Annotated in this window: 20 protein-coding genes; 6 read left to right on the forward strand and 14 right to left on the reverse strand. The window is 63.2% G+C overall.

Annotation, left to right across the window (positions count from 1 at the left end):
* Positions 1–78 precede the first annotated feature (78 nt).
* Positions 79–948, reverse strand: a complete 870-nt coding sequence (locus CH306_RS08870) for an AraC family transcriptional regulator (protein ID WP_094646283.1) — start codon at positions 946–948, stop codon at positions 79–81.
* 88 nt (positions 949–1,036) lie between these two features.
* The gene (locus tag CH306_RS08875; RefSeq protein WP_094646448.1) at positions 1,037–1,897 is read right to left on the reverse strand and encodes a helix-turn-helix transcriptional regulator; all 861 of its coding nucleotides are present in this window, start codon (positions 1,895–1,897) and stop codon (positions 1,037–1,039) included.
* A 127-nt stretch (positions 1,898–2,024) separates the two neighbouring features.
* Here CH306_RS08875 and CH306_RS08880 point away from each other — a divergent pair, with 127 nt between their 5' ends.
* The gene (locus CH306_RS08880; RefSeq protein WP_094646284.1) at positions 2,025–3,098 is read left to right on the forward strand and encodes an aldo/keto reductase; all 1,074 of its coding nucleotides are present in this window, start codon (positions 2,025–2,027) and stop codon (positions 3,096–3,098) included.
* Positions 3,099–3,110: 12 nt separating this feature from the next.
* On the opposite strand, the gene CH306_RS08885 is transcribed toward CH306_RS08880, so the two are convergent.
* The gene (locus tag CH306_RS08885) at positions 3,111–3,572 is read right to left on the reverse strand and encodes a GNAT family N-acetyltransferase (protein ID WP_179272805.1); all 462 of its coding nucleotides are present in this window, start codon (positions 3,570–3,572) and stop codon (positions 3,111–3,113) included.
* Positions 3,569–3,898, reverse strand: a complete 330-nt coding sequence (locus CH306_RS08890) for a cupin domain-containing protein (protein WP_179272832.1) — start codon at positions 3,896–3,898, stop codon at positions 3,569–3,571. Before CH306_RS08890 ends, CH306_RS08885 begins: the two co-directional genes overlap by 4 nt.
* Before the next feature lie 369 nt (positions 3,899–4,267).
* On the opposite strand from CH306_RS08890, the gene CH306_RS08900 reads away from it, so the two are divergent.
* On the forward strand, positions 4,268–4,993 hold the full coding sequence (locus CH306_RS08900) for an HAD-IA family hydrolase (protein ID WP_094646287.1): 726 nt from the start codon (positions 4,268–4,270) through the stop codon (positions 4,991–4,993).
* Positions 4,994–5,259: 266 nt separating this feature from the next.
* Here the strand turns inward: CH306_RS08900 and CH306_RS08910 are convergent, their stop codons facing one another.
* A complete protein-coding gene (locus CH306_RS08910; RefSeq protein WP_094646289.1) occupies positions 5,260–5,715 on the reverse strand; it encodes a MarR family winged helix-turn-helix transcriptional regulator in 456 nt (151 codons plus the stop codon).
* A 54-nt stretch (positions 5,716–5,769) separates the two neighbouring features.
* Between CH306_RS08910 and CH306_RS08915 the strand changes: the two genes are divergently transcribed.
* Positions 5,770–6,429, forward strand: coding sequence for a hypothetical protein (locus tag CH306_RS08915; protein WP_094646290.1), 660 nt, complete (start codon positions 5,770–5,772; stop codon positions 6,427–6,429).
* A 12-nt stretch (positions 6,430–6,441) separates the two neighbouring features.
* On the opposite strand, the gene CH306_RS08920 is transcribed toward CH306_RS08915, so the two are convergent.
* From CH306_RS08920 to CH306_RS08930, 3 genes are all read right to left on the reverse strand, one after another.
* Positions 6,442–6,654 carry an oxidoreductase gene (locus CH306_RS08920; RefSeq protein ID WP_094646291.1) on the reverse strand — a complete coding sequence of 71 codons (213 nt, stop codon included), beginning with the start codon at positions 6,652–6,654 and terminating at the stop codon, positions 6,442–6,444.
* 16 nt (positions 6,655–6,670) lie between these two features.
* Entirely contained in the window at positions 6,671–7,741 is a 1,071-nt protein-coding gene (gene mraY, locus CH306_RS08925) for a phospho-N-acetylmuramoyl-pentapeptide-transferase (protein WP_032397044.1), read from the reverse strand.
* Positions 7,742–7,858: 117 nt separating this feature from the next.
* On the reverse strand, positions 7,859–8,683 hold the full coding sequence (locus tag CH306_RS08930; protein ID WP_256981102.1) for a helix-turn-helix transcriptional regulator: 825 nt from the start codon (positions 8,681–8,683) through the stop codon (positions 7,859–7,861).
* 45 nt (positions 8,684–8,728) lie between these two features.
* Between CH306_RS08930 and CH306_RS08935 the strand changes: the two genes are divergently transcribed.
* Together CH306_RS08935 and CH306_RS08940 are read left to right on the forward strand one after the other, a co-directional pair.
* Positions 8,729–9,106: a VOC family protein gene (locus CH306_RS08935; RefSeq protein WP_094646293.1), complete on the forward strand. Its 378-nt coding sequence runs from the start codon at positions 8,729–8,731 to the stop codon at positions 9,104–9,106.
* Complete coding sequence (locus CH306_RS08940) at positions 9,087–9,512, forward strand: VOC family protein (protein WP_052049975.1); 426 nt, start codon at positions 9,087–9,089, stop codon at positions 9,510–9,512. The genes CH306_RS08935 and CH306_RS08940 overlap by 20 nt, the downstream gene beginning before the upstream one ends.
* Before the next feature lie 4 nt (positions 9,513–9,516).
* On the opposite strand, the gene CH306_RS08945 is transcribed toward CH306_RS08940, so the two are convergent.
* The 4 genes from CH306_RS08945 to CH306_RS08960 all read right to left on the reverse strand — a co-directional run bounded on the left by CH306_RS08945 (position 9,517) and on the right by CH306_RS08960 (position 11,524).
* Positions 9,517–9,909 (reverse strand): VOC family protein, encoded by a 393-nt coding sequence (locus tag CH306_RS08945; RefSeq protein WP_032397048.1) that lies wholly within the window; start codon positions 9,907–9,909, stop codon positions 9,517–9,519.
* Positions 9,906–10,427 (reverse strand): mycothiol transferase, encoded by a 522-nt coding sequence (locus CH306_RS08950; protein WP_094646294.1) that lies wholly within the window; start codon positions 10,425–10,427, stop codon positions 9,906–9,908. The genes CH306_RS08945 and CH306_RS08950 overlap by 4 nt, the downstream gene beginning before the upstream one ends.
* A gap of 19 nt (positions 10,428–10,446) precedes the next feature.
* The gene (locus CH306_RS08955) at positions 10,447–10,800 is read right to left on the reverse strand and encodes a PLD nuclease N-terminal domain-containing protein (protein WP_094646295.1); all 354 of its coding nucleotides are present in this window, start codon (positions 10,798–10,800) and stop codon (positions 10,447–10,449) included.
* Positions 10,801–10,906: 106 nt separating this feature from the next.
* Positions 10,907–11,524 (reverse strand): LysE/ArgO family amino acid transporter, encoded by a 618-nt coding sequence (locus CH306_RS08960; protein WP_094646296.1) that lies wholly within the window; start codon positions 11,522–11,524, stop codon positions 10,907–10,909.
* A 75-nt stretch (positions 11,525–11,599) separates the two neighbouring features.
* On the opposite strand from CH306_RS08960, the gene CH306_RS08965 reads away from it, so the two are divergent.
* Complete coding sequence (locus CH306_RS08965) at positions 11,600–12,454, forward strand: LysR family transcriptional regulator ArgP (protein ID WP_179272804.1); 855 nt, start codon at positions 11,600–11,602, stop codon at positions 12,452–12,454.
* Between the two features lies 1 nt (position 12,455).
* Here CH306_RS08965 and CH306_RS08970 read toward each other — a convergent pair whose 3' ends face one another.
* Together CH306_RS08970 and lat are read right to left on the reverse strand one after the other, a co-directional pair.
* The gene (locus CH306_RS08970) at positions 12,456–12,860 is read right to left on the reverse strand and encodes a hypothetical protein (protein ID WP_045197865.1); all 405 of its coding nucleotides are present in this window, start codon (positions 12,858–12,860) and stop codon (positions 12,456–12,458) included.
* Between the two features lie 69 nt (positions 12,861–12,929).
* Positions 12,930–14,258, reverse strand: coding sequence for an L-lysine 6-transaminase (gene lat, locus CH306_RS08975; RefSeq protein ID WP_094646298.1), 1,329 nt, complete (start codon positions 14,256–14,258; stop codon positions 12,930–12,932).
* Positions 14,259–14,299: the final 41 nt, after the last annotated feature.

Raw genomic sequence — 14,299 nt, forward strand, 5'->3', positions numbered from 1 at the left:
ACCCCCGAAAAGGCCACTGAACGTCACATTGAGTGGTCAACGGGGGGGCAGCGCCGGGAGGGGAGGAGATGAGGACGGCTATGGATTTCGTTGGATGGGGAGCCATAGTTCTCCCGCTCCCGAGGACCAGTCGGGGGAGGCTTCGGTGACGGTCAGGATTTCCGGTCCCGGGATTGTTTCGTAGGGGTTGGAGGGGAACCATTCGCTGAAGGCGTCGGCCCAGAGTTGTTGGAGTGCGGGGGCGAGTGCGGTGTTGCTGCTCGTCTCGAATACCGCCCAGGTCGATGCGGGCACGGCGAGGGTGTCCCAGTCGGGTGTTCCGGCCGACGTGCTTGCAACTGCGAAGTAGTAGTCGAAGAGACTGCCGTCCTCGCGTTCGGGTTCGAAGCCGTCGCTGACGAAGAGGATGTCGGGGAGTTCGGGCAGGTCGGCAAGTTCACGTAATTCGTCGCCGGTTCCGGGGGCCAGGTTTCGGTGGAATTCGGTCATGGCGGTGTTCTCGCCGTGAAATCGGAGTGGGATTCGGGTGGTTTTGCCGACGATGTGGAATGCAGGCAGGTCGGTGATGCGGTATCGCATGGTGCTTCGTCCTTCGATGGTCAGGTGAAATGTCACTGCTTGTCTGGAACGAAGGATGGCTCCGGGGCGGCGTGCTCGAGATGGTGTGATGCCGTGTAGGTCTCGGAAGGCGCGGGTGAACGCGTCCGCGGTGTATCCGTATTTGGTCGCGACGTCGAGTACGCCCTGTCCGTCGAGAATGTCGGCTGCTGCCAGCGTCATTCGGCGTTGTCGGATGTAGTGCGACAGTGGTAGTCCGGCGAGCGCCGAGAACACGCGTCGAAAGTGATATTCCGATGTAAGGGTGATCCGAGCGAGTTCGGTCGGATCGATCTCGCGGTCGAGGTTCTTCTCGATGTAGTCCAGTGCTGCGTTCCATCGTTCGAGCATGTGCCGGTGACCTTCCTTCGTTCTGCCCGAAACGATAGGAGCACTGGACCGATGGAGTCTCGACTTTCCGTGCCGCGAAAGGTCGGATTCAGATCGTGCGCAGGTGCCGCTGCTTTCGATGAGAGCGCAACCGGCCGAGTTCGTCCAGCGCAGAACGAGATTGCGCATCGACAGGCCGGTAGACGATCAAACGTAGATCAGGGTCGCCGAGTGGAGTGAGGACATCGAACGTCACGGTCACCGGTCCGACGAGCGGATGTCGCATCGGTTTGTCACCGCGGCTGCGCACCGACACTTCACGGGACTGCCAGTAGCGGGCGAATTCTGCGCTGCCTCGTTCGAGTTCGTCGATCGAGGCGGCGAGCTCCTGGTCGTGAGAGTGGTTCACCCATGCGGCACGCAGGTCTGCCACCGCGCCTCGGACGACGTCGTCGCGTGCCTCGTAGAATCCGTCGAATCGGCTGTCCAGGAAACACATTCGTAGAACATTGCGCTCCGACACCGGGCGTTCGTCGATGTCGAGGAGGAGTGCGGCCATGGTGTCGTTCGCGGCGAGGATGTCGAGTCGGTGGTTGAGTACCATCGCTGGCAACGGACCGATGTCGTCGATCAACGCTCGGATGCCGTCGGGCACCTGCTGGACGGCGGGTCGGTCGGGTGCGCGATGGCCGGCGAGCGTGAACAGGTAGCCCGTCTGATCAGCAGACAACTTCAGCGCATTCGACAGTGACTGCACCACTTGGGCGGACGGCCTGACATCACGTGCCTGTTCGAGACGAACGAGGTAATCCACGCTCACACCGGCCAACGCAGCGACCTCCTCACGCCGCAGACCGGACGTACGTGATGCCCCTATCCGAGGTGGTAGACCGACGTCCGACGGGATCAGCGCCTCGCGCCTGACGCGCAGAAATGCCGCCAGTTCGTCTCGACCCAGCTGCCCGCTCACCCGATCCACGGTAGGGCACTCGGGCGCGATCGGCCTGGTATCGCTCTTCCCAGGATGATCTGGTCCTTTCCGTTCCCCCTCGGTGCCAGGACGGTGAGTGGGACCGGACACGAAGGAGACATGACCGATGACACGTTTGGACGACTACCGACTGCTGGGCCGCTCTGGTCTGCGAGTTTCACCTCTGTCGCTGGGAACCATGACATTCGGCGATGCGTGGGGTTGGGGTGCGGACGAGGAAGACTCGAGGAAAATCTTCGACGCCTACCTCGACGCCGGCGGAAACATGGTCGACACCGCCAACATCTATACCGACGGACAGTCGGAGCGGTACCTGGGTACATTTCTCCGGGGCCGCCGCGATTCGGTCGTCGTCGCGACGAAATATGCGGCGACGCGTGATCCGTCGGATCCGAACGCAGGTGGGGGCGGTAGAAAGAGTCTCCGCGGGTCCGTCGAAGCAAGCCTGAGGAATCTCGGTACCGACTACATCGACCTGCTGTATGTGCACGCGTGGGACCGTATGACGCCGAGTGACGAGATCATCGCTTCGCTCGGTGAGCTGGTCTGTTCGGGAAAGGTTCTGTACATAGGAATTTCGGACACACCGGCATGGGAAGTCGCGCGAATGCAGACCACCGCGGAATTGCGCGGGTGGCCGCCGTTCGCGGCACTTCAGGTGGAGTACAGCTTGATCGAGAGAACAACCGAGCGGGAATTGTTGCCGATGGCAGCGAGTTTGGGCCTCGGTGTGATTCCTTGGGCTCCCCTCGGCGGTGGCGTGTTGACGGGCAAATACTCTGCCGCAGACCTTGCGACGGCGGGCTCGGACAGCCCAGTGGGAACCCGTCGCGATCACGCCAAGGCGAACGGAACGCTGACCACGCGGGGGCTCGCAGTCGCGGACGCCGTCGTCGGTGTCGCACGCGAACTTGGGGCGTCCGCGTCTCAGGTAGCGCTGGCATGGACGCTCAGGCATCCGTCGGTCGTCAGCTCGCTGATCGGCGCGCGTACTCCGGAACAGTTGCAGGAGAACATCTCTGCGCTCGATGTCACCCTCGACGACTCCCACCTCGATGCACTGCACGCAGCCAGCGTTATCGACCTGGGGTTTCCGCACGAATTCCTGATGCGACCGATGGTGCGCGGCGTCACCACCGGCCGCACCTCGGTTCGGCCCCGTCCCATCAGGACCTGGTGAACCGGAGAATCCTTACGTCGGAGGACGTCGAAAGATCATGGGATCACCGTCGTCGACGAGTGTGAACCCGGCACGCTCGAGCACCCGACGTGAGGCACTGTTGGCCGGATACACCTGCGCCGCCATCGGGAGACCATCCGTGTGATCCCGCGCGAGGTCGATCAGTTCGCCGGCGTAGCCACGACCCCAATGGGTCGGATGCACCCAGTACCCGACTTCGATGTGGTCCGATCGTCGAGTCAGGCTGAGCAAGCCGACGGGGTGTCGATCCTCGGCGGTGCCGATGAACCACCTCGGCACGTCCGGCGTTCGGGTGTCCTCGGCGTTCAGGGCACGTGAGAATCGACCATCGAAATAGTTTCTACTCCAGGGTTTTCCATCACCGACCCATCGGACGACCTCCGGGTCCGACGCCATCGAGAAGAGAAAATCGGCGTCGGACGGGACAGCAGCGCGCAGCTTCAGTCGAGTCACAACTCGTGGACCTGCGAAGTCATCTCTCCGCCAACATCCCCGGTGTTGACGGTGCCCGCCCTCTCGAACAGCAACGCCGACACCTCCTCGACGGCCTTGGGACAGTGCTCGACGCCTGCCGGGACGACGAAGACATCACCAGGTCCGAGAACGACGTCCCGGTCGCGCAGCTGGATGATCAGTTCCCCACGGTGGACGAAGAACATCTCGTCTGTGTCCGGGTGTGTGTGCCAGACGAATTCGCCGAGCAGCTTGACGACCTTCACGTCGTAGTCGTTGACGCTGACGAGTCGGTGAGGCTGCCAGGGCTTGTCGATCTTGTTCAGTGCGTCGTCGACATTGCGTTTGTTGGTGTCGGCACTGTCGCGGTCGATGCTCACAGGGCTGCCCTTCGTCGTCGATCGAGTCGGCTCGATGAAATTCTACCTGCGTCGTGACCCGGCGATGGTCCGCACGGATCGCTGCGAACGAGCTCACCCCGCCTGACACTTTCCCGGACGAGACCACGGTGAACAACCCGATACATCTGCTGCGCAACACGTTTGATCTCGAATCGGTCGGCGTCCGGTCCGGTGGTCGCAGCGACGGTCGGACGCTCGAGAACAGACGAAGAGCAGTAGGCTGCTGGTGACCTGAACACGGTATCGGCACGAACAGTCGGCCGTCATCGAATTGTCGCAAGGAGGACCGGCCGCATGAATCTCGCCGACTACGACGTCCTGAGCTTCGATTGCTACGGAACGCTGATCGATTGGGAAGCGGGCATCCTCGAGGTGCTCAGACCATGGGCGCAGCAGGCCGGTTCTCCGCTGTCCGACGACGAGCTTCTCGAGATGCACGGCGTCAACGAATCTCAGGCGCAGCGGGATTCACCCTCTGCGCTGTACCCGCGGATACTCGCCGATGCTTTCGCGCAGACCGGGCGCGCATTGGGAATACCTGTATCGGCCGAGTGGGCGGACAAGCTCGGGGCCTCCGTTTCGGACTGGCCGGCATTCGAGGACTCCGCCGACGCCTTGGCGTCCCTCGGTGAGAGCTGCAAGCTCGTCATACTGTCCAATGTGCACCGCGACGGTTTCGCAGGTAGCAACCGCCGGCTCGGCGTGCAGTTCGATGCCATCGTGACCGCGGAGGACGTCAAGGCCTACAAACCGGCCGACAACCACTTCGACGCGCTCGATGGAGTCCTCGAGACGCTGGGTGTTCCACGATCACGGCTACTCCATGTTGCGCAGAGCCTGTTCCACGATCACGTACCGGCGAAACGGCACGGCATCGCCTCGGTGTGGATCGATCGGCGACACGATCGCCCCGGATGGGGCGCAACACCGGAGCCGTCCGAGCAATACAGCGTCGACATGAAATTCCCGAGCATGGCCGCATTCGCAGCAGCGGCCCGCGAAGCCCGCTCGGATGCGTAAGGTCTCCGCACTGATTGGACTCTCACTCGGGCTCATCGCGTCGATCGGTATCGTCCTGTGGACGGGCGCACCGCGTCGAGTGAATTACGCGTTCGTCGCAGGCCATTCGCAGTACTCGGAGTTCCTGGGTATGCCTGGGCCGCTGGGCGCACTCGTAGTCGGTTTGCCTGTTCTGGGAGCAGTCGTCGGCTTAGTTGTAGGCGTGCTGATGTCGAGGGCTCGAGGGTAACCCGATCCCGCGCGAGGTGGCCCGCACCGCCTGATCGTCACCAATGCCAGGCATTGCCTCCGACGTTCTCGATCGTTCGTTGCAGGACTTCGATGGTGGTCACGAAGTCGGCCTTACTGATGCCCCTCATGCGCTCCTCCTGCAGCATGTTCTGGAGATCGGCTGCGCGCCGGAACATGTCGCGACCGTCCGGGGTGAACGTCAGACGTGAATTCGATTCCACGATCCAACCTTTGGACTCCGCGGAGTCGATGGCCTCGACGATGACCTCCGGGGTGTCGTTGTGACCGATCTTCTCGATCGTCTCGGCGCGCTCGGCTCCTGCGGGATGCAGCGAGATCTGATGTAGGAGCCACCATTCGGGTTGTGTGACGCCTATCTCGTGCAGCGCGCCGCGGGTCCGCGCTCGAATGGCTTCCCCGGCTCGCGCGGTCCAGAACCCGACGGGCTGACGCTCTGGCGGCTGCATCGGTCTGCTGGTTGTCGTTGTCATGAGGCAGACCCTAAAACCTGAACCGAACTTCAGGTCAAGGGTAGAGTCCCGCCCGTGGACAGCCCATCAGGGAAGATGCTGGTTGCAATGCTCGCGGCAGTCGGGGCCTCGACGGGCGCAGCCGCAGCGGTGGTCTGGCATGTCGCCGTTGTCGATCCGCAGTACCTGGGAGTGACCTACGCCCGTCCGAGTTGGTTCCCGGTGTCGCTCTATCTCGTCGCTGCGGGACTGGCGGCCGGCTTGGTGGTGGCCTCGTTTCTCGTCGATGCGGGTCTGCGAATCGTCCAGGATCGTCGGCGCAGCCGCGTCCACCTGTTCGTGGTGTTGATCGTGGTCGGCGTGGCGCTGGGAGCGGGCAGCGCACTCGCCTGGACGCATTGGCCACCGCAACCAACTGAAGTCGCGTCGAATTGGTGGTGGGAGCATCCGTTGAGTATCGAGATCAACTCGCCTCCTGCAGCTGACTTCGGCTGGACGTCAATCGGTAGTTCAGTTTCGGACACCTACGTGGCCGAAACGTATGAAACAGACGCAGTGTTTGTACCGTATCTCGGTGATGAAGAGGTCCCGTCGACCTTCGCTCCCACCATCGGCAATCCGTGGTTGGTGTTTCCGATCGGTGGAGTAGCGATTGCAGCGTTGGCCGCATTCACTCTGTCGCTGCGAGACTTCCGGCTGACCGTGGTGTCTCGCTCTGACCCGGATGCTGTTTAGCGGGGCCAGAAACTATTCGTCGGTGCGCAGTTCCTCGACCAAGGTGAACAGTCGGCCCAGGTAGTCGCTGTGGAAGACCTCCGTCGCGCGGATTTTGGCGTCTCCGTCGAGACCGAATTGAAGGTTGACGAGTTCGACCCCGATGGCGACGCGTCGAGCATCGAGTTGCTCGAGTTCGGCGGCGAGAGCGTCGACCTTGGCAACCGGAGACAGTTCGTCAGTCATCCCAGAATCGTAGAGGTCAGCCGACGGCGGCGAGGAACTCGCTGTAGAACAACCCGAGCCCCAGTGCCGACGCGATGGCAGCGAACAGCCACAGTCGTATGATGACCGTCGTTTCCGCCCAGCCGGCCAGCTCGAAATGGTGGTGGATGGGTGCCATGCGGAACGGTCGCTTTCCGGTGCTCTTGAACGACGCGACCTGGATGACGACGGAGGCACTCTCGGCGACGAACAGGGCTCCGAAGACGAGGGCGATCAGTTCGGTCTTGCTCACGATCGACAGGCCTGCGAGCAGTCCGCCGAGGGCGAGTGAGCCGGTGTCGCCCATGAAGATCTTCGCCGGAGCTGCGTTCCACCAGAGGAATCCGATGCAGGCACCCGCGGCAGCCGCGCAGACGACGGCGAGGTCGAGTGGATCGCGCACCTGATAGCACCCGGCCACGGAGTTGGTGGCGCAGGATTGCCGGTACTGCCAGAACGTCATCACCGTGTACGCGCCGAGGACGAGTGTCATCGATCCTGCGGCCAAGCCGTCGAGACCGTCGGTGAGGTTGACCGCATTGGACCAGGCGACGACCAGGAAGACACAGAACAGCACGAAGACGATCGGGGCCATGGTGAAGAACGTGGATTGGCGTACCAGCGACAGTTCGACATTGCCCGGAGTCAGTCCGTTCCCATTGCGGAACTGCAGCGCCAGCACGGCGAAGATCACCGCTGCACTGATCTGCCCGACGTACTTACCGGTCGCCTTGAGTCCGAGGCTCCGCTTCATGCGGAGCTTGATGTAGTCGTCGAGAAAGCCGACAACGCCGAGTGCCGTCGCAAGAGCGAGTATCAACAGCGCCGAAGCCGACGGTCCGTCACCGCCCATCGTCACCAGGTGGGAGCCGAGGTAACCGGCCCACAGGCCGACGATGATCGCGACGCCGCCCATCGTCGGCGTTCCTCGCTTGGCGTGGTGACTTGCCGGACCCTCGACACGGATCTCCTGGCCGAATCCCTGCCGGGTGAACAGCGCGATGAGAAATGGAGTCAACAGAATCGAGACCGCCAACGCGATTCCACCGGCGATGAGAATGTTGATCATGCGTTGAAGCCCACTCTTCCTCTGTGCTGCTGTTCCTCACCGAGATGCTCGTCGAGCACCGCGGGATACTGTGCCAAACGAATCCGCAAAAGTCGCATTGCGTGACGAAGGCGTTACTCAGGGTTGGTAGGCGCTCGGCGGCATTCCGACCAGTTCGGTGAACTCCCGAGTGAAGTGAGCCTGGTCGAACCAGCCGTATCGCGCGGCCAGGTCTGCCAGCGGACCCGAGTAGCCGTTGTCGAGTTCACTGACAGCGTCGTGAATCCGATACCGCCCGAGCACCCACTTGGGCGTCGCACCGACGTAGCGCTCGAACAGCCGTTGCAATCGACGAGTGCCGATTGCGCACCGCTGTTCCACCTGTGCGACGCGAACCAGCGTCCGGTCGCGCAGCATCGTCGTGATGATGCCCAGGACGGTCCGGTACTCCGGTTCCACGTCACGGGCATAGGGCGCGAGAACCGAGTCGACGACGGTTCGGCAGTGGTCGGCATTGAGATGTCCTCCCAGCTCGGCCAGTGCAGCAACGGTCTCGGCTCGGAACGGGGTCGGCGGCGCGACCGAGACGTCGCGCAGATTTCGGGCCACGGTTCCGGTGAAACTCGCGTATCCGCCGGGACGGAACTTGACCCCGAACACCCAACCGGATTCGGCGAGCACGACGTCGAAGCGACGGGTGAGCACGCCCGTCACGACCACCGGTTCGACGACGCCTTCCCGGGTCCAGCCGTGCTCGACGCTCAACGTGCAGGCCGGGTGCGGGAGCGTCGAGCTGCGATACGAGATGTCCGACGGCAGATCCCATCGCAGCTGCCAGTAGTTCTCGACCCACGGTTCCAACGCCGCTGCACACGGCAGCCGTGTCAGATCGACATATCGAGCCAGCTGATCCGGCCGCAGGACGCCGGACTGGGTGGCTGTCGCGTTTTTCCTATCCGGCACGCGCGTCAGTGTAGGAGCCTGGTCCGACACGAAAAGGAGAACACCATGACCGAGACACCCGTTGCCACGCTGAAGATGGTCACCCTGGACTGTGCAGACCCTACGGCCAGCGCGGAATTCTGGTCGTCGTTGCTGGGCTGGAGCGTCGTGCACGCGGAGCAGGACTACGCGATGCTGCAGGGTCCGAGCAGTGCGCTCGGATTCGGTCGCGTCGACGATTACCAACCGCCGTCGTGGCCCAACGCCAACGGCAGCAAGCAGTTTCACTTCGATCTGGCGGTCGATGACCTCGATGTCGCGGCGTCGGCTGCGGTGGAGCTGGGTGCGACGCTGCCCGAGGACCAGCCGGGCGATACCTGGCGGGTGCTGCTGGATCCGGCCGGGCATCCGTTCTGTCTGACGAATGCCGCGAACTGGGGCTGACACGGCTAGCCTTGTCGTCGTGAAACCACGTCTGGCAGGAATCGAGATCGTCGTCGCCGATATGGCCGCAGCTCTGGCATTCTATCGCGTTCTGGGACTGGACATTCCGGCCGACGCCGATGCCGAGCAGCACGTAGAGGTCGACCTCGGCGGCGTCAGGTTGCTGTTCGACCTGCCGTCGACCATCGCGTCGTTCGATCCGACGTGGACGCCGCCCAGCGGGGGCCACCGCGTCGCGCTCGCGTTCGATTGCGGTTCCGCCGCCGGAGTGGACGCGGCGTGGGCAGCGGTGACCGAGGCGGGGTACACCGGACACCTGCAGCCGTGGGATGCGTTCTGGGGGCAGCGTTATGCCGTCGTACACGATCCCGACGGCACCACCGTCGATCTGTACGCGAACCTCTGAGGCGTCAGCTCGACGGAGCGATGATCTGAATCAGGTTGCCGCAGGTGTCGTCGAACACCGCAGTGATCACCGGGCCCATCTCGGTGGGCTGCTGAGTGAACCGAACGCCCAGGCCGATGAGCCGATCGTATTCTGCTGCAACACTGTCCACCGCGAACTGTGTGAACGGGATGCCGTCCGCGAACAGTGCATCCTTGAACGGTGCGGTTGCGGGATGACCGCTGGGCTCGAGCAGCAACTCGGTGCCTTCAGGATCCTGCGGCGAGACGACCGTGAGCCAACGATCGGGGCCACCCATGGCTACGTCGTGCTTGACGACGAAGCCCAGTACCTCGGTGTAGAACGTCAGCGCTTTGCTCTGATCGTCGACGAAGACGCTGGTGATGTTGATTCTCATGCCGGTCCCTCACCTCTCGGCCCGCCGGCCAGTTCGACTGCGACGTCGAGGTGGCCGAGGTGACGGGCGTATTCCTGGAGTACATGGAAGCAGATCCAGATCAGAGTCGGCCGCTCATCGGTGAATCTTCCACCGAGAGTTGCCAATTCGTCCATCCGATGTGTGCTCAGTACTTCTTCGGTGAGCCGGGCACCGTCGTCGAGTCTGCCCAGCAGGGTCTCGGCGTCCACTTCGGCCGGCACATGCCAGGAGCCGTCTTTCTCGTCACCCCACGGCGCGTCGACTGCCCTGCCGAGAAATCCCCAGACGAACCAGCGCTGCTCCATGTGCACCAGATGGGTCAGCATCTGTAGTGGGGTCCACTCGGAGGGTAGGGCTGTGGTGGTCAAGGAATCGCCGCTCAGTGCAGTGATGCGCCGAACCAACTCGCCGCGATAGAAGCGCAGGTACTCGCGAAACAGGTCGGCGGGATCGGAGAGGGCGGAGTTCGGTTCGGGAAACGTCGTCAGCTTGGCCATGGCTTCTCTAGTTGTCGGCTCATTCGCTCTTGCGCTGTTCGCGGGCGATGCGACGCTGCTCCTCGGCGCGGGCGCGGCAGCGGCGTAGGAACTCCTCGTCGCTTTCCTGCGACTGGGCGACGGCCCGTCCGGGTCTTGCGTCGTACTCGGGATAGGCCGACGCAGTACGCGGTGCACCGCTGCCACCCCAGATGCCGCCGTTCTCGGGCCGGCCGACGATGAGCCACGCAATGGACCCGGCGAGCGGCAGAACGATGACGAGCAGCAGCCAGACGATCTTCGGGAGGTGCCGGATTCCCGAATCGTCGGCGGTGATGACGTCGATCAAACAGAAGATCGACAGCAGCATGATCAGCAGGCCGAGGTACGGCACGGAGAATCCTCCAGTCTTTTCGAGACCGTGCGGTCGGTCTTTCGCGACTATCAGATCACTCGTTGTACCACCGATCAAGTGCTGCGAACGTCTCGAGTGTCGTGGCTCAGCCGAAAACCAGCAGAGCAGCCAGGGTCAGCATCATCGCTCCGATGCCGAGGTCGAGTACCCGCCACGCAGCGGGCTTGGCGAACAGCGGACTCAGCACCCGTGATCCGTAGCCCAGGGCGGTGAACCACAGGACGCTGCCCAGCATCGCGCCGACGGCGAACCACCACCGCAAGTCCCCCGGCTGTCGGTTGCCGATCGAGCCGAGAAACACCACGGTGTCGAGGTAGACATGCGGATTGAGCCAGGTCAGGGCCAGGCAGGTGGCAAGGGCGGCGATCAGCGAACCCGTTCCCTCCACCTGGGAGGTCATGGAAGCAGGTGTTCGGGCGCGGTTCAACGCCATCAGACCGTAGACGAGGAGAAACAGAGCACCCAGGACGGTCACGATCCGCAGAGCCACGGGAAATCGATCCACGAGGACACCGATTCCAGCCACCCCGGCCAGGATGAGGACCGCATCGGACAGTGCGCACACCGCGACCACCGGTAATACGTGGGCTCGTTGCAGCCCCTTGCGCAGCACGAAGGCGTTCTGCGCTCCGATGGCGACGATGAGGGAAAGTCCGACGCCCAGTCCGGTGAGGGTCGATTGTGCGGCCGCAAGGGAGGTCATGACGGCAACGTTAGGAGCGAGCCGTCATTAGGTCCAGCGAATGTATTTCAGGAACAATTAGCGTAGCTTCATCTGATGGAGATCGAGCAGCTCAGAGCCCTGAGGGCCGTGGTCGACAGCGGAACGTTCGAAGCCGCGGCCCGCGCGCTGTACGTGACGCCCTCGGCGATCAGTCAGCGCATCAAGTCACTGGAGCAATCACTCGGCCGGACTCTGGTCCAGCGGAGCAAGCCGGTGGTCGCAACTCAGTCGGGCGTCGCAGTGCTGCGTCTGGCGCGCCAGATCGACACTCTCACCGAGCAGACTCGTGCCGAACTGAGTGACGACGGCGTCGCCGCGCCGATTTCGCTCGCCGTCAATGCGGATTCGATGGCGACCTGGGTGTTGCCCGCGCTCTCTTCACTGGCGCGCAACACCACCTTCGATCTGCATCGACAGGATCAGGACCGGACGGCGCAGTTGCTGCACGACGGGATCGTCTCTGCCGCAATAACGTCCGTTGCCGATCCGGTTCGTGGCTGCACCGTCCGACGCCTCGGTGCGATGCGCTACCGGCCGTCGGCCACACCCGAGTTCATCGAACGGTGGTTCACCGCAGGAGTGACGGCAGAGGCCTTGCGCTCCGCGCCGGTGGTGGTGTTCGATGCCGACGACCGGTTGCAGGACCACTACTTACAGCGATTCGATGTCGAACCGCATGAGCCGCCGAGACATCTGGTGCCTGCGTCCTCGGATTACGCACGGGCCGTCGACCTCGGCTTCGGCTGGGGCATGATTCCGGATCTTCAGGCCCGCGAGACGCTGATGTGCTTCGACGACAACGGAATCGACGACGTGACGCTGTATTGGCAGCAGTGGTCGTTGTCGTCTGCCGCACTCCAACGGGCAGCCGATGCCGTGGCAGAGGGCGCAGAGCGAATGTTGTTGTGATTCAGGCCGGACTGTCGTTCGGCACGATCTCGGGCAGACCGTCGCCGACCGGATCGAGAATCGCCGCCGAGCGGGCACCCCACCGCTCGTGCGCGGATTGCCGCGACATGCCGACGGCCGTCCCGATCGTCGCCCACGTTGCACCCTGAACTCGGAGCACCACCACGGTTTCGATGCCGTCCAGGCCTGCCGCCAGTTGCACGCGCAGGCTGAGTAGATGCCACGCGAGACTCCGACGTGCAGGCAGATCGGAAGATTGATCGGCCTCCCATTCCGGGGTGCCCGGCAGCGGACCGGTGCCGATGATCTCGTCTGCGATACGGCCCGCTTCGGTGGCTGCCGCTGTTACGACCGCCCGCGTTGCAGCGGTGATATCAGCCTCGGCTGCGAGGGTGATGGGATCCATGACTGACCTCCTGTGTCAGGAAAATCCTGACAGCAGGCCGCCGATGTTGTCAAGAGTTACCTGACAATGTCAGAGCATTCTCAGCACCCGGTCGATGGAGTCGACGGCCTGGGTCAGCTCGGTTTCGGTGATCGTCAGTGCAGGGCGGAATCGCACTGCCGACTCGCCGCAGCCGAGCGCCAGAACATGTTCCTCGGTGCGCAACAGCTCGATCACTCGGTCGCGGGTGGAGGCGTCGGGTAGGGAGAAGGCGCACATCAGCCCGCGTCCACGGACCTCGGATACAGCCGTGTGTCGAGTTGCCAGCTCCTGCAACATGTTCAACAGCACTGCTCCGAGCTCACCGGCCCGGTCGATGAGCTTCTCGGATTCGACCACTTCCAGAATTCGACGCGACCGCACCATGTCGGTGAGGTTGCCACCCCACGTCGAGTTGATGCGGGAGCTGACAGCGAAGACATTGTCGTCGATGTCGTCGACGCGACCGCCGGCCATGACGCCGCAGACCTGAACCTTCTTACCGAAGGCGACGACATCGGGGACGACGCCCAGCTGCTGGAATGCCCATGCGGTGCCGGTCATTCCGGCACCGGTCTGCACCTCGTCCATCACGAACAGCGCGTCGAACTCGTGGCACAGCTCGCGCAGCTTCTGCAGGAAGCGCGGCCGGAAGTGATGGTCTCCACCCTCGCCCTGGATGGGTTCGATGATGGCGCAAGCGATGTCGTGCGGATTGGCCTCGAACGCCATGCGGGCTGCCGCCAGCGATGCGTCCTCGAGTTCGTCCATGTTCTTGTCGGATCTGATGAAGGGGGACGGGATGCGCGGCCAGTCGAATTTCGGGAAGCGGGCGACCTTGTTCGGGTCGGTGTTGGTCAGCGACATCGTGTAGCCCGAGCGTCCGTGGAATGCGTGCTCGAAGTGCATCACCTGCGAGCCCAACGAGGGATCGATGCCGTTGCGCTCGTTCCACCGTGACTTCCAGTCGAAGGCGACCTTCAACGCGTTCTCCACTGCCAGTGCGCCGCCTTCGACGAAGAACAGGTGCGGTAGGCGAGCGTCACCGAGAACCCGCGCGAACGTGTCGACGAATCGGGCCATGGGCACGGTGTAGATGTCGGAGTTGCTGGGCTTGTTCATCGCCGCCTGCATGAGATCGGCCCGAAACTCCGGGTCGTCGATCAGGGCGGGATGGTTCATGCCCAGCGCATTGGACGCAAAGAAGGTGAACAGGTCCAGATAGCGGGTGCCGTCTCTGGCGTCGACCAGGGTGCACCCGGTCGAAGCATCGAGGTCCAGTACCAACTCGAAACCGTCGGCCAACAGGTGTTCGCCGATCACGTCGCGGACGTTGGAGGCATCGATGGTCACTCCGGTGCGCTGTAATACTTGCGTCATGAAGACGAAGATACGCGTTAAAAGTCCGTAAGCAACCCCAC

The organism is Rhodococcus sp. 15-725-2-2b, assembly GCF_002259075.1.
In the GTDB taxonomy this organism is placed as follows: domain Bacteria; phylum Actinomycetota; class Actinomycetes; order Mycobacteriales; family Mycobacteriaceae; genus Rhodococcoides.

What these genes read in the sequence shown, in the direction of transcription:
- CH306_RS08870 (WP_094646283.1), bottom strand. Translation starts at nt 948, where the DNA reads ATGCTCGAACGATGGAACGCAGCACTGGACTACATCGAGAAGAACCTC.
- CH306_RS08880 (WP_094646284.1), top strand. Translation starts at nt 2,025, where the DNA reads ATGACACGTTTGGACGACTACCGACTGCTGGGCCGCTCTGGTCTGCGA.
- CH306_RS08900 (WP_094646287.1), top strand. Translation starts at nt 4,268, where the DNA reads ATGAATCTCGCCGACTACGACGTCCTGAGCTTCGATTGCTACGGAACG.
- CH306_RS08910 (WP_094646289.1), bottom strand. Translation starts at nt 5,715, where the DNA reads ATGACAACGACAACCAGCAGACCGATGCAGCCGCCAGAGCGTCAGCCC.
- CH306_RS08920 (WP_094646291.1), bottom strand. Translation starts at nt 6,654, where the DNA reads ATGACTGACGAACTGTCTCCGGTTGCCAAGGTCGACGCTCTCGCCGCC.
- mraY (WP_032397044.1), bottom strand. Translation starts at nt 7,741, where the DNA reads ATGATCAACATTCTCATCGCCGGTGGAATCGCGTTGGCGGTCTCGATT.
- CH306_RS08935 (WP_094646293.1), top strand. Translation starts at nt 8,729, where the DNA reads ATGACCGAGACACCCGTTGCCACGCTGAAGATGGTCACCCTGGACTGT.
- CH306_RS08940 (WP_052049975.1), top strand. Translation starts at nt 9,087, where the DNA reads ATGCCGCGAACTGGGGCTGACACGGCTAGCCTTGTCGTCGTGAAACCA.
- CH306_RS08945 (WP_032397048.1), bottom strand. Translation starts at nt 9,909, where the DNA reads ATGAGAATCAACATCACCAGCGTCTTCGTCGACGATCAGAGCAAAGCG.
- CH306_RS08950 (WP_094646294.1), bottom strand. Translation starts at nt 10,427, where the DNA reads ATGGCCAAGCTGACGACGTTTCCCGAACCGAACTCCGCCCTCTCCGAT.
- CH306_RS08960 (WP_094646296.1), bottom strand. Translation starts at nt 11,524, where the DNA reads ATGACCTCCCTTGCGGCCGCACAATCGACCCTCACCGGACTGGGCGTC.
- CH306_RS08965 (WP_179272804.1), top strand. Translation starts at nt 11,600, where the DNA reads ATGGAGATCGAGCAGCTCAGAGCCCTGAGGGCCGTGGTCGACAGCGGA.
- CH306_RS08970 (WP_045197865.1), bottom strand. Translation starts at nt 12,860, where the DNA reads ATGGATCCCATCACCCTCGCAGCCGAGGCTGATATCACCGCTGCAACG.
- lat (WP_094646298.1), bottom strand. Translation starts at nt 14,258, where the DNA reads ATGACGCAAGTATTACAGCGCACCGGAGTGACCATCGATGCCTCCAAC.